Source organism: Lyngbya sp. CCAP 1446/10 (assembly GCF_026130175.1).
Lineage (GTDB): Bacteria > Cyanobacteriota > Cyanobacteriia > Cyanobacteriales > Microcoleaceae > Microcoleus.
The window spans coordinates 31,757-53,441 of record NZ_JAIGNI010000042.1 but is presented as its reverse complement, the minus strand read 5'-3'; the positions used below and the strand labels follow the sequence as shown (position 1 = coordinate 53,441).

Annotated in this window: 15 protein-coding genes; 12 read left to right on the top strand and 3 right to left on the bottom strand. The window is 45.6% G+C overall.

The window, feature by feature from the left end:
- The first annotated feature begins 194 nt into the window (after positions 1–194).
- On the top strand, positions 195–1,490 hold the full coding sequence (locus tag K4039_RS18065) for a TldD/PmbA family protein (RefSeq protein WP_265237123.1): 1,296 nt from the start codon (positions 195–197) through the stop codon (positions 1,488–1,490).
- Between the two features lie 134 nt (positions 1,491–1,624).
- On the opposite strand, the gene K4039_RS18060 is transcribed toward K4039_RS18065, so the two are convergent.
- Entirely contained in the window at positions 1,625–1,759 is a 135-nt protein-coding gene (locus K4039_RS18060; protein WP_265237121.1) for a hypothetical protein, read from the bottom strand.
- A 5-nt stretch (positions 1,760–1,764) separates the two neighbouring features.
- Here K4039_RS18060 and K4039_RS18055 point away from each other — a divergent pair, with 5 nt between their 5' ends.
- The 6 genes from K4039_RS18055 to K4039_RS18030 all read left to right on the top strand — a co-directional run bounded on the left by K4039_RS18055 (position 1,765) and on the right by K4039_RS18030 (position 9,026).
- On the top strand, positions 1,765–2,721 hold the full coding sequence (locus tag K4039_RS18055) for a GDSL-type esterase/lipase family protein (protein ID WP_265237119.1): 957 nt from the start codon (positions 1,765–1,767) through the stop codon (positions 2,719–2,721).
- A 247-nt stretch (positions 2,722–2,968) separates the two neighbouring features.
- Complete coding sequence (locus K4039_RS18050; protein WP_265237117.1) at positions 2,969–3,148, top strand: hypothetical protein; 180 nt, start codon at positions 2,969–2,971, stop codon at positions 3,146–3,148.
- Between the two features lie 58 nt (positions 3,149–3,206).
- Positions 3,207–4,280, top strand: a complete 1,074-nt coding sequence (locus K4039_RS18045; RefSeq protein ID WP_265237115.1) for a tetratricopeptide repeat protein — start codon at positions 3,207–3,209, stop codon at positions 4,278–4,280.
- Positions 4,281–4,773: 493 nt separating this feature from the next.
- Positions 4,774–7,560 carry a chloride channel protein gene (locus K4039_RS18040; protein WP_265237114.1) on the top strand — a complete coding sequence of 929 codons (2,787 nt, stop codon included), beginning with the start codon at positions 4,774–4,776 and terminating at the stop codon, positions 7,558–7,560.
- 100 nt (positions 7,561–7,660) lie between these two features.
- On the top strand, positions 7,661–8,782 hold the full coding sequence (locus tag K4039_RS18035; RefSeq protein ID WP_265237113.1) for a glycosyltransferase family 4 protein: 1,122 nt from the start codon (positions 7,661–7,663) through the stop codon (positions 8,780–8,782).
- Between the two features lie 10 nt (positions 8,783–8,792).
- Entirely contained in the window at positions 8,793–9,026 is a 234-nt protein-coding gene (locus tag K4039_RS18030) for a hypothetical protein (protein ID WP_265237112.1), read from the top strand.
- 153 nt (positions 9,027–9,179) lie between these two features.
- On the opposite strand, the gene K4039_RS18025 is transcribed toward K4039_RS18030, so the two are convergent.
- Positions 9,180–10,115 carry an exopolyphosphatase gene (locus K4039_RS18025; RefSeq protein ID WP_265237111.1) on the bottom strand — a complete coding sequence of 312 codons (936 nt, stop codon included), beginning with the start codon at positions 10,113–10,115 and terminating at the stop codon, positions 9,180–9,182.
- A gap of 66 nt (positions 10,116–10,181) precedes the next feature.
- On the opposite strand from K4039_RS18025, the gene bioF reads away from it, so the two are divergent.
- Positions 10,182–11,354 carry an 8-amino-7-oxononanoate synthase gene (gene bioF / locus K4039_RS18020; RefSeq protein WP_265237110.1) on the top strand — a complete coding sequence of 391 codons (1,173 nt, stop codon included), beginning with the start codon at positions 10,182–10,184 and terminating at the stop codon, positions 11,352–11,354.
- 270 nt (positions 11,355–11,624) lie between these two features.
- Entirely contained in the window at positions 11,625–11,774 is a 150-nt protein-coding gene (locus tag K4039_RS18015) for a hypothetical protein (protein WP_265237109.1), read from the top strand.
- Positions 11,775–12,150: 376 nt separating this feature from the next.
- On the opposite strand, the gene K4039_RS18010 is transcribed toward K4039_RS18015, so the two are convergent.
- Positions 12,151–13,518, bottom strand: coding sequence for a TldD/PmbA family protein (locus K4039_RS18010; protein WP_265237108.1), 1,368 nt, complete (start codon positions 13,516–13,518; stop codon positions 12,151–12,153).
- A 292-nt stretch (positions 13,519–13,810) separates the two neighbouring features.
- On the opposite strand from K4039_RS18010, the gene K4039_RS18005 reads away from it, so the two are divergent.
- From K4039_RS18005 to K4039_RS17995, 3 genes are all read left to right on the top strand, one after another.
- Entirely contained in the window at positions 13,811–18,088 is a 4,278-nt protein-coding gene (locus K4039_RS18005) for a PAS domain S-box protein (RefSeq protein WP_265237107.1), read from the top strand.
- A gap of 245 nt (positions 18,089–18,333) precedes the next feature.
- A complete protein-coding gene (locus K4039_RS18000; protein WP_265237106.1) occupies positions 18,334–19,191 on the top strand; it encodes a DUF1361 domain-containing protein in 858 nt (285 codons plus the stop codon).
- 438 nt (positions 19,192–19,629) lie between these two features.
- Complete coding sequence (locus K4039_RS17995; RefSeq protein ID WP_265237105.1) at positions 19,630–21,603, top strand: ABC transporter ATP-binding protein/permease; 1,974 nt, start codon at positions 19,630–19,632, stop codon at positions 21,601–21,603.
- Positions 21,604–21,685 lie beyond the last annotated feature (82 nt).

Here is a 21,685-nt window from a genome sequence, read left to right as displayed (position 1 = left end):
GGTATTTATGTAAGTCTTTTAAGATAATTAAATTTTTGTTTGAGTTTTTCACAAACGAACATAAATTTGATTTCCCCAAAATCCATCAATACACCTATACATAGAAAATGATTTAGGATTGCTATACCAACTACCAACTACCAACTGTCAACTGCCAACTGCCAACTGTCAACTGTCAACTGTCAACTACTATAATGACCAATCACCAATCAGCAGAACAACTGCTAGAACTAGCCACCAAAGCAGGTGCCGAAGCTGCTGAGGTATTGGAATCGCAATCGCTCTCGCGGCCGGTCTTTTTTGAAGCAAACCGCCTCAAACAGCTAGAAACAGCCCAAGCAGAAGGCATTGCGCTGCGGCTGTGGCGGGACGGGCGGCCTGGTTTGGCGGTGGCTTACGGGCCCGTGGAACCGCAAATTTTGGTCGATCGCGCGATCGCACTTTCGCAACTCAACGAACCGGAAACCATCGAACTCGGCACCGGTGAGAAAGTTGTTTATCCCGATCGCGGAGTGTCAGTCCCAGCCGAACAGCTAGTAAACTGGGGAAAGGAGGCGATCGCGATCGTCCGCGAAGCCTATCCCGAAAGCCTCTGTACCGCCGAACTCGACTGCGAAATCGAAAGCACCCGCTTACTGAACACACTAGGCTTGGATTCGAGTCACACCGACACCACCCTCAGCGGTTACTTGTCAGCAGAATTAGTGCGTGGCGAAGATTTCCTCAACATTTGGGATGGCGAAACCGAACGCGGCACCCTCGACTTAACCACCAGCGCTAAGCGGGTTTTGCAGCGTTTGGAATGGGCGAAAGAAAATGTAGCCCCAGCCACCGGGCGCGTGCCGGTACTGTTTACAGCCAAAGCCGCTGATTTGCTGTGGGGGACTGTCTGTGCGGCGTTGAATGGCAAACAGGTAGTCGAAGGCGCTTCTCCTTGGAGCGATCGATTGGGCGAACAAGTGACTTCACCCCTTGTCACTCTCTCGCAGCAGCCGGATATCGGGCCCTATAGCTGTCCTTTTGATGACGAAGGCACTCCCACAAGGGCAATCGTCTTTATCAACAGCGGAGTATTACAGCTATTTTATACCGATCGCACCACCGGTCGAGCCTTGGGAAGCGGCACCACCGGCAACGGATTTCGCCCCGGTTTGGGCAGCTATCCCACGCCGAGTTTGTTCAATGTTTTAATTAAAGCAGGAGAGCGATCGTTAATTGATTTAATCGCTCAATTAGACGACGGAATAGTCATCGATCAAATGCTCGGTGGCAGTGCCGGAATTTCCGGCGACTTTTCGATTAACGTCGATCTCGGCTACCGAGTCAAAAAAGGTCAAATAATCGGCAGAATCAAAGACACAATGGTAGCCGGAAACGTCTACAGTGTCCTAAAACAATTAGTAGAATTAGGAGGAGACTCCGAGTGGAACGGTTCTTGCCACACACCATCTGTAATTGTAGAGGGATTGTCCGTCACCGGTAAAAACTAAATTCATCGACCAAACAGGGTAAACAGGGCATCGGGCATTGGTAATTGGTAAATAGTGAGTAGTTAGTAATTAGTGGTTACTTGTTGTAGGACTACAGTTAACAGTAAATCATAACTAAGTTTTTCGACACCGAGTCAACAGTCAACAATCACCTGACGGTGCAACCGGAATTGATATAACAAATGCCCGATGCCCGATGCCCGATGCCCGATGCCCAATTCCCAATTCCCAATTTCCAATTCCCAATTTCCAATTCCCAATTCCCCCATATAATATGCGTATTTGTTTTATCGGCGACTCCTTTGTCAATGGTACGGGCGATCCCAAATATCTTGGTTGGACAGGACGAATTTGCGCAGCCGCCAGCGGGCAAAGACAGGATATTACCTACTATAATTTAGGAGTGCGGGGAGAAACCAGTACCGATATAGAAACTCGATTGTTCAGCGAAATTTCTTGTCGCTTGCCTCACTACTGCGACGGCAGAATAGTATTTTCGTTTGGCGTCAACGACACTTACTTTGAAAACGGAAAACCTCGCGTAGCACTGGAAAAATCTCTGGAAAACCTCCGCTATATTCTGACCTCTGCCAAAGAAAGAGTACCAGTTTTAATGATCGGGCCGCCGCCAGTTGTTGATGTGGAGCGCACAATCAGAATAGCTAATTTATCCCAACACTTCTCCCAAGTTTGCAGCGAATTAAACGTGCCTTATTTAGATATTTGTACCCCCCTGGAAAAATCAGAAATTTGGCTCAAAGAACTTGCCGAAAATGACGGTTCCCATCCCCGCGCCCCTGGTTATACTGAACTGGCTAAAATAGTTCACAATTGGGACGGTTGGAAAGATTGGTTTAAGAATATAAACATATCAGATAAAGAGACGGTAACGCTGTTTAGAGCAGTCGGGAAAAAAGAAATGGAATTAATTAAAGAAAGCGATTTTATGGCATTTCCGCCGCGACTGTCTTTTCAGCCTATTTTTTATCCCGTACTTCACAAAGCTTATGCTATAAAAATTGCGCGAGATTGGAATACCAAAGATGCAGCATCGGGATATTTTGGCTATGTAACCCAGTTTCGAGTTTTGGCTGAATTTTTGAATGAATATCCCGTCCAAACTGTCGGCAATTCGATTCACCAAGAGTATTGGATTCCAGCAGAAGAGTTGGCAGATTTTAATCGCCATATTGTCGGAAAAATTGAGATTTTTGCTGAATATCAACCGTAGAATAGGATAAACATGACTTAGGAATGGGTGATCAAAAAGCGGCGACTTTGGCGAAAGACGGGTTTATAATTTTTAATTTCTGTAATATTATGTCCGGTTGTAGTGGGTTTTGGAGTCCTCGGTTTAATAGCGGACGGTTGTCCGCACTACGAACCTTACGCGCTACGGATTAATCGATCGGACACGATATAAAAATCCGGTTTCTAGACGGAGCGGATCGTTCTCGATACAATAGGAGCAATGACAGATGTTAGATTTTAATCAATTTGAAGTTGTGAGTTTTGATTGCTACGGTACTCCGATTGATTGGGAAAGCGGCATATTGCCAGTCTTGAGACAATTGCTGTCGGGCCGCGAACTCGATTTCAGCGCCCGACCAGATTTAGAAGTGCCGGATTTGAAAACGTTGGTGGAGGCGATCGCCTAAATAACCGCAGATTGATGTCAAAATAGTTGTTTAAAATTATAAAAATGTGGAGATTACTATGAATTGCCAAATATTGACCGGATTGTTGACGGGATTAGTTGTTTCGACTACCACAAGTTTGATAAATTGTCAACCAAGTTATGCGGAAAGTCACAAAATTTTAGGGGAAATTGCGATTAATTCAAATTTGAGATTGTTGGCTTCAGCAAAGGTAGATTTGGGAGTTGAGGTTGCGAGGAAGCTTGTGGCGGCAGAACCCACAGCCGAGGAGTTTTATAATCAGGGTGTGGAGAAGTACAACAAACGAGATTATCAAGGTGCTATAGAGGCTTTCGATCGAGCAATTCAGCTTAATCCTAATTATGTTGATGCCTACGTTAACCGGGGTAATGCCCGCGATGACTCAGGAGACAGACAGGGTGCGATCGCCGATTACGATCGAGCCCTAAAAATTGACCCCAACAATGGCTCAGCCTATTACAACCGGGGTGTTACCCGATCGAGGTTAAGAGACTATGAAGGTGCGATCGCCGATTACAGCGCAGCCCTGAAAATTAACCCCAACAATGGCTCAGCCTACTACCACCGGGGTGTTATCCGAGTGAGGTTAGGAGACAATCAAGGTGCGATCGCCGATTACAGCGAAGCCCTGAAAATTAAGCCCAACGATGCGTTAGCCTACAACGAGCGGGGTTATGCTCGCTATATATTAGGAGACAAGCAGGCTGCTCTCGCCGATTTCAACGAAGCCTTGAAAATTAACCCCAACTATGCGTCTGCTTACACAAACCGGGGTAATGCTCGCGATGACTTAGGAGACAAGCAGGGCGCGATCGCCGATTACGATCAATCTCTAAAAATTGACCCCAATAGTGATAATACCTACTACAATCGGGGTGTTACCCGATCGAGGTTAGGAGACAAGCAGGGTGCGAGCGAAGATTACAGCGAAACCGTGAAAATTAACCCCAACTATGCGTCTGCTTACTACAATCGGGGAGTTATCCGCTATGACTTAGGAGACAAGCCTGGTGCGATACAAGATTTCCAAAAAGCCGCCAACTTGTATCAGCAACAAGGAAACACAGATAGCTACGAAAAAACATTAAACATAATTAGAAGAATCCAATAAATTTCTATAACTCCGGGCGAGTGCCGGTTACGCAAGTTCACAACTTTGATGTTAGAAATATGCGCGCACCCGCCCGACAAACATTATGCTTGTTGCTTGTTTAACCGCCCGCTAGCTAAAGATCGTTCAACTTGTAGCGACTTAATTCTCTTTTCAACAGCAGGGGCGAGTCAAAGTATCCCCCACAGCACAGATGCAGATTATAGTTGAGAACGGCTGCCCGACGGATTTGCCACATAAAATTATCTACTGGCAATCGCGCTGTGCACCATATTCAGGTAAAATTGTCAAGTCTTAAAAAACTACATTTAGGGCGATCGCCTTTATGAAAGTTAAATTAATCTAAATTATTTTGCTCTCTAGAACTTTGGAAATCAAAATTAGAGTGATCAAATAGTAATTTCGCGATTAAATTCGTTGCATTTTCCCAAATCAAGCGATTTCTTGCTAAACTCTAACCGAGCAGGAAATTTGCAGGCAATAAACGCTATTTATGCCGTACATTACTATCCCTAAACAATTTAGGGAACCTTCCAGGGTCATCAAATCTCAACTATTTTTAAGACCGAGACGGCTCGCCATTTTTGAAGCTTGTCTGATTGGCTTAGTTGCCGGAATTGCAGGCGTTTTACTCAAATCAGGAGTCGGATGGCTCGGCAGTTGGCGAGTAGCTAGCTCCACATTAATTCCAGTTTGGATATTACTCCCCAGCGTCGGATTAGTAGGCGGGTTCCTAACAGGTTTGTTGGTAGAACGTTTGGCTCCCGAAACTGCCGGAAGCGGCATTCCTCACGTCAAAGCTGCCCTCGGCGGTGTCAATCTTGCCTTAGATTTACGAGTAGCTGTCGCCAAACTGCTCACCACTATTTTAGCAGTTGGTTCCGGTTTATCTTTAGGAAGACAAGGCCCCACCGTGCAAATAGGAGCATCTTTAGCAGGCTGGATTGGTCACTTAATGCCTACTTCCCCAGACTACCGCAGACAATTGATTGCTTGCGGTGCAGCGGCGGGATTAGCTGCGGGTTTCAATGCTCCCATTGCGGGAGTTTTGTTTGTAGTTGAAGAACTTTTGCAGGATGTTTCGGGATTGACATTAGGGACTGCAATCATCGCTTCATTTATTGGTGCAGTTGTTTCGCAACTTTTGGGCGGCGATAGTTTAAACTTGAACCTACGCGAGTACCCAATAAGTTTTCAAATTTCCGAAATTCCGTTTTACATACTGTTAGGAGTTCTAGCGGGAATTTTCGGAGCTTTGTTTAGCAAAGGGATTGTTGCTAGCTTAAACTTTAACAAACGAACCCTCAAATTGTCCTTGCCAGTGCGAATTGCTCTAGCTGGTATAATCTGCGGTTCAGTAATAGCTTTTTTGCCAGAAACTTTTCGGAACAATACAGGTTTGCGGGAGTTTTTGCTAACTGGTGAAGCCAACGCTATAACGAGTTTAACTGCTTTTGCAGCTCATTTTTTTCTAACAATTATTTCCGCTGCTTCTGGAGCTCCGGGAGGATTATTTTCTCCTTCCTTAGTTATGGGTTCTGCCCTAGGTCAACTTGTGGGGATTTTGCAAGAAAATTCCCTTGGTGTTGGTTTGCCAACAACCTATGCTTTGGCGGGAATGGGAGGTTTTTTTTGCGCGGTTTCGAGGGCTCCGATTACTGCGGTAGTAATTGTGTTTGAAATTACGGCGGATTTCAAATTAGTGCTACCTTTGATGATCTGTTCTGTTGTTGCTTATTTAGTCGCAGAAAAGGTAGACAGCGGCTCGTTGTACAGTCACCTTTTGGAGTTTAACGGCATTCAACTGACGCAGGTAAAAGCTGCCAGCAATACTTTGAGCGACTTGCACGCAAACGACGTTATGCAGCGCCGAGTTGAAACTCTTTCGAGCCTGCTGACTTTGGAGGAAGTGATGCAGGCTTTTTCGCGATCGCACCACCGAGGATTTCCAGTAGTAGACGGCGGTAAATTAGTGGGAATTGTCAGTCAAACCGATTTGGCAAATGCCAGCAATCGCAATTTTTCCGGCAACTCCCTGCTAAAAGAATTTATGACTGTACAGCCAATTACGGTAAAAGCAACCGATACTTTAAGCGAGGTTTTGTACAGGCTCAACAACTACCATCTCAGCCGCTTGCCGGTAGTAGAAGGCCGCCATTTGGTGGGAATTATTACTCGCAGCGACATTATCCGAGTTGAATCCGATCGCCTCAGCGGACAAACAACCCAAGGCCCGCATCCAGAACCATCCTATGTAGTGTATCAAACCAAAGCTCCCCAAGTCGGCAACGGCAGGCTGTTAGTGCCGCTTTCCAACCCGCAAACAGCACCCGCGTTGCTGCGACTAGCGGCGGCCATTGCGCGCGATCGCAATTACGAATTAGAATGCCTGCAAATCATCTTAGTACCGCGCAACAGTTCCCCCTCCGAAAGCGCAGTGCGGACTACAAAAAGCCGTCGCCTCCTGCAACAAGCCGAGCGAATTATTCGCACTTGGAACTTGCCAGTACACACCCAAATACGGGTAGCTCACGACGTGCCTAACGCGATTTTGGAGACGATTAAGGAGCGACATATAGATTTAATTTTGATGGGCTGGCAAGGCGAATTATCCACAACTGGACGCATTTTTGGCGATGTGGTAGATACTGTAATTCGGCAAGCTGGCTGCGAGGTAATTTTGGTGAAGTGGAGTGACAAGTTATTACTCAAAGGTAAGACAGGTGACTGGGGACAAAAGGCACAAGTTAGGGGCGAAGCATTGAGGAAAGAGTCTGCTGATTCGATCGACAACAACCTCCCAGAAAATCCCGAATCCCAAATAGCAGAATCTCCCGCACCATATTCCAACATTCACACCGAGGAATTGGGGTTGCATACGCTGATGGGTTTACAGCGCTGGTTAGTACCAATCCGCGGCAGTTACAAACAAGCCGCGGCTTTGCGATTGCTACCTGCTTTCGTGGCTGCGAGTGCTCTACCGGAGATTAAATTGTGTCAAGTTCACCAGCCTTCAGTTACAGAACCCTCGCGCGACGAATTAAAGCAAGCAGCGGAGTTTATCAAGCGCAGGGTTAGCTGTTCGGTAATCGCGACTACGGTTTGCGCTAAATCGGTTTCTGATGCTTTAATCGATCAGGCTCAGAACGATCAGTGCGATGCGATCGTGTTAGGAGCGAGTCGCGAAGGGCTACTGAAACAGGTAATTCACGGGAACATCCCGGAAGCAGTGGCGCGCGGGTGCGACTGTACAGTTATTTTAGTGCGATCGGCATCCTAGAAAAATCATCATAAGGCAGCTATGCTAAAGAATGACTAATGACTAATGACTAATGACTACTGACTAATGACTACTAACTAATGACTACTGACTAATGACTATGGTTCACTTTAACGTCGGCTTTCAAAACTTTAATTCCTTCGCCGACATCACCCTATCACTGGCGAAAACCTTAGACAAAATCGGGATTCCTATTTCAGTCGAACCCTCAGAAATCGCATCTCACGTCACCCGCAATTCCACAGCCGAAGAAAACCACCTGCTAGCGAAGTGGATGAACACCGCCCCATCAGATTTATTTCAGATCAAGTGGTCTCACTACTGGAAACCTTACTTTCTCAAAGAACTTAACGGACATCTCAACTTAGAATTTTTTGCCATTAATTACGAATTCGCCAGAAACGATGAGAATTATGACTACTGGATTTACGATGCAGTCAATAATTCATCCCACATTTTAGCAGTAAGCGAATATTCTAAAAACGTTTTAATCAAAGCTGGCTGTCCCGCCCAAAAAGTCTCAGTCGTACCTTTAGGTTTCAATCCTTTAATCTCGCAACTGTATTCTCCCAAACCGCACAAAACCCAAAAAAATATAAAATCTATTCTGCACATGACCAATTCTTACGATTTGTATAGATTTGGCACCGACCTCGCCATTCAAGCATTTTATCAAGAGTTTAAAGATGATGCCAACGTAGAGTTAATTATCAAAGATGGCGGCAAAAATCCTGATGTCATAGTGGAACATCTCGTAAATATCGAAAAGCAATTCGGCAAGTTAAAGCCAAAAGTTTACGTAAAACCTAAATTTTTTACCAAAGCAGAACTAGCTGATTTATACTTATCAGCCGATGCTGTTTTAGCTCCCTTTCGCGGCGAAGGTTTTGCGATTAAAATTTTGGAGGCCTTTGCTGCGGGTTTACCCGTCGCCATGACTCTGTACGGAGGCCCGACGGACTACGCCAATACTACTAACTGCTATCCCATTGCTTACGATCTAATTCCCGTCGGAGAGTGTTACGATACTCAGTATCTGAAAATCAGAAATGCTCCTCATTGGGCAGAACCAAATGTTCAGTCTGTTCGCGAGCAATTGCGAAAAATTATTGAAGATCCGATGCGTTTTGAGATAGCTCAAAAAGCTAGAGAGACGGCGGATTTGTTTAATTGGGAAGCTACGGGCAAAAAATTGCTAAGATTGATGCGAGAGTTGTTTTAGGAGCGGAAATATGGGACTCGAACGCAAAATGTTTAGGGGAATGTTTTCACCTAGCGAAGTGGTAAGATTGAAGCAGCCTTGTTTTACTCCTGGGCGATTGTTTGAACCAGGAAATTATAACGCCGCTGATTTACCAGATGTGGCTTTTGATATGGGTTTAGTAGACCATTTGTCGCCAGTCAAAGGCAAGAGTGCAGAAAATCTCAATACCCCGAACGCGCAACCTCAAAACCTTGAGGACTAAACTCCTGTTTGTAGTAAGGACTTTAGTCCTGAAAACTCCCGTTTGTACTAAGGACTTCAGTCCTGAAAACTCCCTTTTGTACTAAGGACTTCAGTCCTGAAAATTTAAATAATCAAAGACTCAAGTCCTGAATGCAAAAAATATCAAGCTAATTTAACGATTTTGTTCAATCTGGGCAATTAACTCTTTCAAAACTTTACTAGCTTGATCGTTTTCAATCTGACAAGTTCCAGCATTCCGGTGCCCGCCGCCGCCATATCTTAACATTAACTCCCCAATATTAGTTTGAGAAGTTTTGTTAAAGATTGATTTGCCAACTGCGAAAACAGTATTTTGTTTTTTCAGTCCCCACAGTGCGTGAATCGATATATTGCACTCCGGGAACAAAGCGTAAAGTACAAAACGATTCCCTGCATAAATCACATCTTCGTTGCGCAAATCCAAAACAACTAAATTACCATAAACTTTGGCGCAGCGCTGTATTTGGTCTTGAAATTTTTCTGATTGCTCGAAGTAGAGGTCTACTCTTTCTTTCACATCAGGAAGCTGCAATATTTGATCGATGGTATGATTTTTGCAGTAATCGATTAACTCCATCATTAACTGATAATTGGAAACCGTAAATTCTTTAAACCTGCCCAACCCGGTGCGGGCGTCCATTAAAAAGTTTAACAGTACCCACTCTTGCGGATGCAAAACCTCTTCTTGGGCAAATTGAGCGGAATCTGATTTGTCAACTGCCGCCATCATCGCCTCGGAAATAGTAGGAAACTTTGCTTTGCTTCCATAATATTTGTAGAGTACCCTAGCTGCTGAAGCTGCATAGGGGTCGATGATGTGGTTGATTTTGATTTTGTCGTGTCTGAGAGTTTCGCTGAAATGGTGATCGAAAGCTAGATGCACTCCCTCAACATAGGGTAAATTGGTGCTAATATCGTTATTTGTTATGTCGATTTTTCCGTCTTGCATATCTTTAGGATGCACGAATTTAATCTCGTCGATCAAATCGAGTTCTTTGAGCAAAACGGCACAGACAAGACCGTCAAAATCGCTGCGGGTGACTAATCTGTATTTTTTAGTGAGTGGCATATGCTTTGGTGATGCGGAGGAACTGATCACCCGCTAATATAACTTATTACCCGATCGCCGAACAATATGAACGCAGACCCTTATGCTTGGATAGAGAAGTCCCTCGACACTGTTCACCGGGCGGATTGGTATCGATCGCCACAATCGATCGAAAGTTGCCCGGGCCCTGCGGTAAAATTAGGAAACCGCCGGCTGATTAACTTTGCCAGCAACGATTATCTCGGCCTGGCGGGGGATGACAGGCTAATTCAAGCGGCTGTGGCTGCAACTCAGGAATTTGGTACGGGCGCGACGGGTTCGAGGTTGCTCAGCGGACACCGCGATTTGCACCGACAGCTAGAACTGGCTATAGCTAATTTAAAACAAACCGAAGACGCTTTAGTATTCAGTTCGGGATATTTAGCGAATTTAGGGGCGATCGCATCAGTTGTCGGCCAGCGCGATTTGATATTATCTGACAAGTACAACCATTCGAGCCTGAAAAATGGAGCCACACTCAGCGGTGCAACCGCGTTAGAGTACAATCACTGCAATCTTGAAGATTTAAAAGCCAAACTAGAGCAAAATCGGGCCAAATACCGCAAGTGTTTAATTATTACCGATAGCGTCTTCAGCATGGATGGGGACTTGTGTCCGCTGCCGCAGTTACTAGGTTTGGGCGAGCAATTTAATTGTATGGTATTAGTAGATGAAGCTCACGCTACAGGAGTTTTCGGTGCTAGCGGTGCCGGTTGCGCCGAACATTTCGGGTGTACGGGATTGCCACTAATCCAAGTTGGCACGCTTAGCAAAGCTTTGGGAAGTTTGGGCGGCTACGTTGCGGGCTCTGCTGCTTTAATTGATTTTCTCCGCAATCGAGCTGCAACTTGGATTTATACTACAGCATTGACGCCTGCTGACACGGCGGCTGCTTTGGAAGCTGTGAGAATTGTCCAGCAAGAACCAGAACGCCGAGTGCGGTTGCAGCAAAATATTGAAACTTTTAAATATGGCGCGATTACCAATCACCAATTACCAATTAGCAATTCCCTCTCTCCAATTTTCAGTCTGCCGTTAAAAGATGCAGCCACAGCTTTAACAGTTAGCAGCCAACTTAAGGAGATGGGTATTTTTGCTGTGGCGATTCGGCCTCCGACTGTCAGCGTGAGTCGAATTCGGATTTCGCTGATGGCAACTCACGAGCTCGCACACCTTCAGCAGTTGGTAGAGGCGCTGGGGCAAGTTTTGAGTTTTCAGTAAATGTAGGGGATTCCCGTCTGTTGAGCTAAATTCTTGCCTGCCCCACATAAGTCTTGAAGCAATGAGTGGAGCGAGAATCTGGCCGACCCCTACTATTTAAATTAGGGAAATTGTCAAGATATCGCTATTGACTTATGGCAAATAGTGTACACTATTTTGGGCGATCGGTCAATCAATGTAAATTTTTTGTAAATTTCGATACTTTTTGAAATTTCGCGCTATATTGAATAAGTAGCGAGTACACCAAATTAAATATAAGGAATGTCCACCATGAACACAAATCGCCAAAACGTCAAAAAAATCGCTGACACCCACCGTGCTAATATTCAAAAGCAACTGACGCACCGCATAGAAGTAGCCAGAGCCAACGGCAACCAAGATTTGATTCGGGTGCTTGAAGATGAAATGAGACAGCTTTAAGTAGCTGCCACTAAAATTGGCCCGTAGTTTGATTTAGAGGTTGCGCGAGAAATGCAGAATTCCCGCAACCGCTACATTTTGATTTTTCACTCCTCTCACTTTAGTTGGTAGAAAAAACCCCGGTTTCTTGAAGAAGCCGGGGTTTTTATTGAGCTTTTGGGTGCTTGTGGCGCGCCTGACTGGGATAAAAACCAATACGGTTTAGTTAAGCCCGGAGATCCCCCCTAACCCCCCTTAAAAAAGGGGGGGACAAGAGTATCCTCAAAGTCCCCCTTGCTTTCGGGGGATTTAGGGGGATCTCCGGGCGATAAATAGCGATAACTGAACCATATTCGGATAAAAACTGTTGAGTTCAAAAATCAAAACTCAACATTTTTTATCTTCCTCCGACTACAACATTTTTAATCCGCAAATGGGGGCCGCCGACGCTGACGGGTAAACCGCTTTGGCCACCTTTGCCGCAGCCGCCGTAGGCATAAACTGAGTCGTTGCCGATCGACTCAATATCCTTTAAAGTCTGAAATACATTGCCACTTAAAGTGACATCACTCACCGGTTCAGCCAATTTGCCGTCGCGAATCATGAAGCCTTCAGCCGCCGCAAAGGTAAACATTTCGCCGTTGGTTTGTCCTCCCAACATCCGCACTGCATACACCCCTTCCTCAATGTCGCCCACCATTTCGTCAAAAGAATGTGCGCCAGATTCGATCGCCGTATTAGTCATCCGCACCAACGGCATAAAAGTAGCACTCAGGGCCCGCGCATTTCCCGTCGGAGCTTCGCCCATTTTGCCCGCAGTCTCGCGATTGTGCATCCTCGCTGCTAAAACTCCATTTTTGATTAAATGCTTGCACTGAGCGGGCACGCCTTCGTCGTCATATTTGAGAGTTCCTGGCAATCCCGGCAGAGTTGCATCGTCAATTACGTTCAATTGTTCGATCGCCACAGGCTTGCCCAAAGTCAACAATTCCTGCATTTTCGGGTTTTCGTAAATGCCGTCTGCTTCCGACAAATGCCCGAAAGCTTCGTGAATAAACACCCCCGACAAATAAGGGTCTAAAATCACCGGATACTGACCGCCTTTGACCGGTTTTGCCTCTAGTTGGCTGACAGCTCGAACCGCCGCACTCTTAACACGATCTTCAATATTTGTCAAGACATCGTAATCCGATCGCGAATGAATCGACTCAAAGCCTTGACGGACGACACCATCTTCATTGCGGGCGATCGCCCCGAAGCGTCCGGTGACATCCAAACGCTCCTGAGCGATCGAAGTACCTTGAGAATTCACAAAATAAGTAATCCCAAATCGATCGCTGTAACCCGCCATTGTCGTCTGAATTCGCGGGTCATAATCTAACAGCAACTGGTTGTAAGATTCGAGCAACTTGCGCTTTTCTGCTAGAGTGATCGATCGCGGATCATGACCCAATTCCACCGCTACATAATCTTGAATCGGCGTGACATCTGCTAGTACAGTTTTTTCGCTGCCAACTAAACGAGACTGCACGACAGCTTCTTCAATCCGAGCTTTTAACTCAGCTAAACCGTTAAAAGTTACAAAACTCCAGCCGCCTTTGTGACAGGCGCGGATGCCGCCGGCGAGACTGAAACTGCGGTTGACAGCATCTAACTGAGGGCCGCGAAAACTAATCGCCGTTGACTCGCTTTTTTCGAGGCGAACTTCTAAATAATCTACTCGATCGCGGTAAGGGGCGATCGCTTCCATCAACTGTTCCTGCATCAAATTGCCCCTATGAAGATTTACGCCCAGCGCTGACAAAAATTATTGCTAACTCCATTTTAACCAATAAATCCCGTCTTTCGGGTGCGCGAGTCCGAACGGGGAGAGGGAGAGTCTGGACTGTTTCATTCTAGAAAAAATCAGGGTTTTGTCTTGTAGGGGTAGTGCCCCCGTGCCTACCCCTCCACTCTTGCCCCAAGCCCGGTATGTCGGAAATTTTGCATCGGCCTAGAAAAATCGAATTAAAATAAATCTATCTAAAGACTTAGAAATATAGCTTAAGTGCCGGCCAATGCAATACTTTAAGATTAAAAAATTTCAAATTTCACCTTATATAGCAGCAATTGTCACATCAGTAGCAATTTTGGTGGGAGTTGGCATTTTAGACCGATCGGAACAACAGCGATTTTTGCAGTACAGCCGCACTAGCACGATCGATCGGCTCAGCACAGTCCGTTCTAAGCTGGAAAGCTCTTTAAATTCCCGGCTGTTTTTGATCCGGGGTTTGGTGGCTGACATTTCCAACAACCCAAACATCACCGAAGCCGAGTTTGCAGCGACGGCGAGAATTCTGCTGGCACAGCAAACCGGTATTCGCAGCATAAGTTTAGTTAAAGGCACGACGATCGCTTACATTTATCCGCGGGAGAGAAATCAAAAGGCGATCGGGCTTGACTTGACGGCGGTACCCGAACAGCGACAAATGGTCGAAGAAGTCATCAACACCAGAAAAACTTTGGTTGCCGGGCCAGTGAAATTATTGGAGGGAGGCGTGGCCTTCGTCAGTCGATCGCCCATTTTTCTCACACCCCCTGGTGCCGAGCCCGAAACAGGAGTTTACTGGGGCTTGGCCAACCTGGTTCTCGACAAAAACTCCCTGTTGGACGAAGCAGGACTCAACGATTCCTCAGCCAAGCTGCAATACGCTGTGCGGGGCAAAGACGGGAGGGGAAAGTCCGGCGACGTGTTTTTCGGCGACAAGTCGATTTTTGAGAACAATCCCGTGGTTCTGGAAGTGACCTTGCCCAACGGTTCCTGGCAGTTGGCAGCAATTCCGGCGGGAGGATGGCAAAAGAATTCGCCGCTGCGGGGGTGGTTGCTGTTTGGCGGCTGCTTGCTGGCTGTTTTCTGCGGGGCGGTGGCCTTTAGCTGGGTCTACGGCACTGCGAAATTGCGCGCGAACGAAGCTAAGTATCGGCAATTGGTGGAGAATGCTAACAGCATTATTGTGCAGTTAGATAGCGAAGGTAAGATTACTTTTTTTAATGAGTTTGCGGAAACTTTTTTTGGGTATTTAGAAGCAGAAATAATTGGCAAAAGTGTGATCGGCACAATTGTAGATTCGGCCGATTTGTCCGAAAATTCTTTAGCCGTAATAATTCGAGACTGTGCTGCCGAGCCGGACAAATACTTCAAACACGAAAATCAAAACATCCGCCGCAATGGCGAAAAAGTCTGGGTAGCCTGGAGAAACCAACCTTTGCTCGATGCCCAAGGGCGATCGATCGGGATCCTGTCGGTAGGTACAGACATTAGCGATCGCAAAAAAGCTGAAATCGCCCTGCAAGCATCTGAATCAGAATTGCTAGCTTTGTTTGCGGCCATGAATGACGTGATTTTGGTGCTGGATATTGAAGGACGCTTCCTGAAAATTGCCCCCACAAATCCCGAACTTTTGTACAAGCCACCGGCCGAAATTATCGGACAAAAAACCCGCGATATATTTGATCCAGAAAAAGCAGAAATGTTTCTGAAGCAAATTCGCCTCGCCCTCGCTACGAATCAAATCAGTAGTTTTGAATATAACCTGCAAATTGGCAGCGAACAAAAGTGGTTTTTCGCTAACATTTCGCCCATGAAAGAAAATACGGTTCTCTTGGTAGCCCGCGACATTACGCAGCGCAAGCAATCTGAAAATTGGTTGAGCGGTCAAAAACAAATTTTAGAAATGATTGCTCAGGGCGCTTCTCTGAGCGATACTTTAAATACATTAATTGAAATTGTCGAACAGCAATCGAGAGATGTCATGGGTTCGGTTTTGCTGTTAGATGAAGACGGTCAACATTTGCTGCACGGAGCGGCGCCGAGTTTGCCGGAAAGTTACAATGCTGCTGTTAATGGTGCAGCCATCGGCCCGGATGTCGGTTCCTGCGGCACTGCTGTCTACCGCCGCGAACAAGTGATCGTTACAGATATTGCTACCGATCCTTTGTGGGAAAATTATCGAGATTTAGCCTTTACTTTTGGACTGAGAGCTTGCTGGTCTAGTCCGATTTTATCGTCGGTCGGCAAAGTTTTAGGGACTTTCGCCATGTATTCCGCCGAACCGCGCGCTCCCCAAAATTTTGAGCTGGAATCGATCGAAACTGTCAGGCATTTAGCAGGAATTGCGATCGAGCGCAAACAAGCAGAAGAAAGTCTCAAACAGCTTAATCAAGAACTAGAAAATAGAGTAGAAAGAAGAACAGCTCAATTGCTCCAAACAGAAGAACGGTGGCAGTTAGCGCTCAAAGGCAATAATGATGGTATTTGGGACTGGAACTTACACACCGGAGAAATATTCCTATCCGATCGCTTTAAGGCAATCACCGGATACGAACAAAGCCCAAATCTCGATTACTTTGACGAATGGAACAGGATGACGCATCCCGACGATTTAGACTTAGTAATGCAGGCTTTCCAAGACCATTTAGACAGAACAACACCCCATTACATCATCGAATACCGCTTGTGGTGCTACAACATCTCCTACAAATGGATACTCTGTCGGGGACAAGCTTTGTGGGACGAATCTGGAAAAGCAGTCCGCATTGTTGGTTCAATTACTGACATTACGGAGCGCAAACAAGCAGAGGAAGCACTGCGTTCAAGCGAGGCAAAATTTCAAAAGCTGTCGGCTAATTTGCCGGGAATGATTTATCAATGTTTGCTGCGTTCAGATGGCTCTGTCAGTTTCCCTTACATGAGTCCTGCTTCCCTAGAAATGTTTGAGTTAGAACCCGAAGCTGTTTTACAAAATGCGGATTTACTAATAGATTTAATTCATCCAGACGACCGCCAAAGTTATGAAGAATCTATTACTATTTCAGCGCAAAATTTGCAACCTTGGCAGTGGGTAGGAAGGCTGGTGCTGCCTTCTGGCAAAATTGGCTGGTTTCAGGTAATTGCGCGTCCTGAAGCTAAAAAAAATGGCGATCTTCTTTGGGACGGCATCACCATTGATGTGACGGATCGCAAGCAAGCTGAATTAGCTTTGCAAGACAGCCAGCAGTTCATTAAAAAAATCGCCGATGCTACTCCCGGTATGTTGTATCTCTACGACTTGGAAGAACAGCGAAATGTCTATGCTAATTCTTCTATTGGCACGATTTTGGGCTATAGCTTTGACGAAATTCAAGCGATGGGTGCGTCACTGATTCCTCAGTTAATGAACCCCGAAGATTTGTCAAAAGTTCTGGAACATCACGCGAGTTTTGCAGGAATTGAGGATGGCAAAGTTCTGGAAATTGAGTACCGGATGCAGGGCGCAGACAATCAATGCTTTTGGCTGCAAAGTAGGGATAGTATTTTTAGCAGGAATTCTGAAGGTCAGCCCAAGGTAATAATTGGATTTTCCCAGGATATTACGACTCGTAAACAAGCAGATGAAGATCTGCGACAAAGCGAGGCGCGAGAAAGATCGAGATCCAGAGAGTTAGAGTCAGCGCTGCTGGAATTGCGCTCTACTCAATCTCAGCTCATTCAAACTGAAAAAATGTCTTCTTTGGGGCAATTAGTTGCAGGCATCGCCCACGAAGTTAATAATCCGGTTAACTTCATTCACGCTAACATTGATTATCTCAAGCAATATACTACACAGTTGATCGATCTGGTGACTCTTTACGAACATGAGTATCCCGAACCTAATCCAAAAATTGTCGATCGCATTCAAGAGATTGATTTGGATTTCATGGCTGAGGATTTAATAAAAATTGTGGGTTCGATGCAGGTAGGAACCGAGCGCATCCGGCAAATTGTCTTGTCCCTCAGAAATTTCTCACGGCTGGACGAATCGGCAATGAAGCCTGTGGATATTCATGCGGGAATTGATAGCACTTTGTTGATTTTGCAGCACCGCTTGAAGAGTCACGACAGCCGCCCGGAAGTTGAAGTAATTAAGGAGTTCGGCAAACTGCCACTGGTGGAGTGCTATGCGAGCCAATTGAATCAGGTGTTTATGAATATTATTGTTAATGGCATTGATGCGATTGAGGAACGCTGTCACAAGTTGTCGGTTTCTGAAGCAGAGAAAAATCCCGGCCGGATTACTATTTGGACTGGTGTAACGCCGCAAAACACTGTGATGGTGGAAATTTCGGATAACGGTACGGGCATTCCCGATGAGATTGTCGATCGCATTTGTAACCCGTTTTTTACGACAAAAGCTGTGGGGAAAGGTACGGGGCTGGGAATGTCGATCGCGCACTCGATTGTGGTAGAAAAGCACAAGGGTAAGATTGAGTGTATTTCCCAAATGGGACAGGGAACGACTTTTAAGATTGAAATTCCGATCGGCAAAAGCTATCAGTAGTAGGGTGCGGAGCTTCGATTTGGGATTTTAGATTGACTCCATAGTGGTAGGGTGCGTCAGCTCATGGCCGAATTTTTAGGTGGGGAGCCAGAAGCGGCGAGCTGACGCACCCTACAAATCAGACTGTCAATTGTCAACTGTCAACTGTCAACTGTCAACTCTTCCTTCTGCTATAGCGACTAAGATAGATTCAAGCTGCTGAGAAAGCGGTGCTGCATCAAACCTTTAACTGTATAAAAATTAACATGATGGGATTAATCCTGGAAGCGCTCGAAGCAATGGGACACAATGTCCGCTGGATGTCTTGGAATTTATTTTTAGGTTTACTACCGCTGGCGCTGAGTTTTTGGCTGTTCCGCAAACCCCGATCGCGCTGGCTGCTGTGGGGTACATGGGTGCTTCTGGGCGCTACTTTTGTGCCCAGTACCCGCCATGTTTTGTCCTATCTGAGGCACATTGTGCAGGATGTGGGCAAAACTTACGTTTTGGGGGCGATCGCCATTACGATCGTGCTGATGGCTGTAGACATCTGGGTACTGCGACAGCGCGGAGTTCGCTCTCTCCGCTGGTGGGGCGGTTTTCTGGCGTTTATCGCATTTTTGCCCAATGCGCCCTACGTTTTAACTGATATTATTCATCTGATCCGCCAGATTCAATATGGGTACTCGGAGTGGACTGTAACTCTGGCTTTAATTCCGCAGTATCTGGCGTTTATGCTGGCGGGATTTGAGGCCTATGTACTGTCGGTGATGGCTTTGGGTTACTATCTGAAGCAACAGGGTTGGGGTAGATTTATTCTGGTAACGGAGATAACTATACACGCACTTTCGGCGATCGGCATTTATTTAGGGCGATTTATCCGCTTCAACACTTGGGACATTCTGACGAATCCCGATGCGTTGGTTAACACCGTCATGAATGATTTGATTGGTAAGCGTCCGGTTGTCGTAATGGCTGCAACATTTGTCGTCATTGCTGTTTTGTATTGGGTGCTCAAGCAAGTTAGTTTGGGGATTAGCCACCGATTTTACTACAATCTATCGTCGTCGGAGGCGATCGGCGACAGCGCGACTGCTTCTGATGCGATCGATTTGAAATTTTAGATTTGCTCCACAACTAACCTACAAACTTTTTGGCTTTCCAGGACTAAAATCGGAAAACAAATATTCCTCTTTCAGTTGACAGTTGACAGTTGACAGTTGACAGCTTGAGGGCGACATCTACGTAGAAGGAAGAGGATTGGAGTAATGAATCGTCTGATTTTAATTTCTCCAGATCAGGGTTCTGGCTTTAAATCAATTCTTTCTGGTAATTAAGATCGTGTCCGGTCAAATAACCGTTATCAGGTTGGTAGCGAGGACTTCAGTCCTCTGATTTTCATGAGGACTAAAGTCCGAACGATCGAACCAATTTAATTGTACTGACCGCGCACATGATATGAAACCCAATTTCTTCGCTCAACTCCCAAATAAATTACTGCGACACTCGGTAATAAAACTTGATATGTTAAAACAGTTGAAGTAGTTTTGTAAACAGCAAAGATGAATCGATTTGACCGTCAGTTGTGGAAGAGATTTATTGCGATCGCTCAGCCTTACTTTTATCCTTTAGAGCCTGGAGGAGGCAAGATTTTTCTGGGATTAGTAGCGCTGTTGTTGATATTTCTCTTCGCTGCTATGTTTTTACTCGTCAGTGCTGTATGTTTGGGCGGGGTCGCTCTTTTTCCCGTTTTTGTCAATAATATTGCTGCTGGGTTAGTTAGTTTGTTGCAAGGAATTATTCAGTCTCCGGCAATGCTTATTATTGCCTTGATGCTAATTATTCCTTTCAGCATTTTTTTATTAGTCAAAGGCAAATTGAGACCGCATTGGCAGTCGTGGGCATTATTGGCTCTATTGCTGTTATTGTCCCTGTCTGTCAGCGGCTTGAATGTAATAATTAGTTACGTCAGCAACTTTTTCAACACAGCACTAGCAAAGAAAGACCAGCTCAATTATTGGAAGTATCTTTTTGTCTATGCAGGGGTTTTTGCAGTCGGCACTCCTATTGTAGTAATTTACGGCTACACCCAAGATAAATTGAGTCTCTACTGGCGGGAATGGATGACAAATAAGTTCCTGGACAAGTATTTTAAGAATCGGGCTTATTATGAAATAAATTCACACAAGGAAATCGACAATCCCGACCAACGAATTTCTGAAGATGTTAAATCGTTTACTCAGACAAGTTTGACATTTATAGTGGCAATCCTGGCTTCAATAGTTAATATTATATCTTTCACAGGTATCCTGTGGTCAATCTCGAAACCACTTTCGATTTTCCTGGTTGTCTATGCTATTTTGGGCACGATCGCCACTCTGATTTTTGGTCAAAGATTAGTGCCTCTGAATTTCGAGCAACTTAAAAAAGAAGCTAATTTGCGCTACGGACTGGTTCACATTCGCGACAATGCTGAATCAATTGCTTTTTATGGGGGGGAAGAGCGAGAATCGATGCAAATAAAGCAGCGGTTCGTGGAAGTATTTCGCAATTTTAATTTGCTAATTGGCTGGCAGCGAAATTTGAATTATTTTACAACTGGATACGGGTATGCTGTGGTGATTATTCCGGCTTTGTTTCTCGCTCCTGCTTATTTTGCCGACAAAACCGATACGATCCAGTTTGGAGACATCACTCAGGCGGCTTTTGCTTTCCGTCAGGTTTTAGCCGCTTTTTCACTGATTGTCAGTCGCATTGAACCGCTTAGTTCTTTTGCAGCTAGCATCAATCGTTTAACTATATTTACAGATACTTTGGAAGCAGAAAGGGCGGTATCTCGTGCAGAAGGAACTACTATAGATGTCGTAGTAGATTCTCAGTTGACGCTGAAACACGTTACTTTAGATACTCCCAAGCATCAAAAGACTTTGATTAGGGATTTGTCCGTAGCGGTGTCGCCGGGAGAAGGACTGTTAATTGTCGGTCAAAGCGGTTCTGGGAAGAGTTCTTTGCTGCGGGCTATTGCGGGTTTGTGGGATTCGGGAACGGGTCGTCTGGCGCGGCCGGAACTGCGAGAAATGCTGTTTTTGCCGCAGCGTCCTTATCTGATTTTGGGCAGTTTGCGATCGCAACTTCTCTATCCCAACACCAGCAGCGAGGTTGATGAGGAACAATTGCGCCAGGTTTTGGCATTAGTAAATTTAGCAGATTTGCCGGACAGATTGGGCGGTTTTAATGAGGCTTTAGATTGGGTCGAGATTTTGTCCCTGGGAGAACAGCAGCGTTTAGCTTTTGCCAGATTGTTGTTGACGAAACCGCGATATGCTATTTTGGATGAGGCGACAAGTGCTTTAGATTTGAAGAATGAGCAAGTTTTATACGAGCAGTTGCAAGCAACTCAAACTACATTTGTGAGTGTCGGCCACCGATTGAGCTTGTTGAAATATCACCAGCAGGTTTTGGAACTTTTGGGCGATGGGAGTTGGCGGCTGCTTTCGAGCGAAAAATACCGCGATAGTACGAAGGTTTTTGGCTGATACAGAGCTGCTTTCAGGAATTGTAAATTGACCCGGTTGTTTGTTCGCGGTGGTGGCGGCGCGGTTGGAGATTTATCGTTGA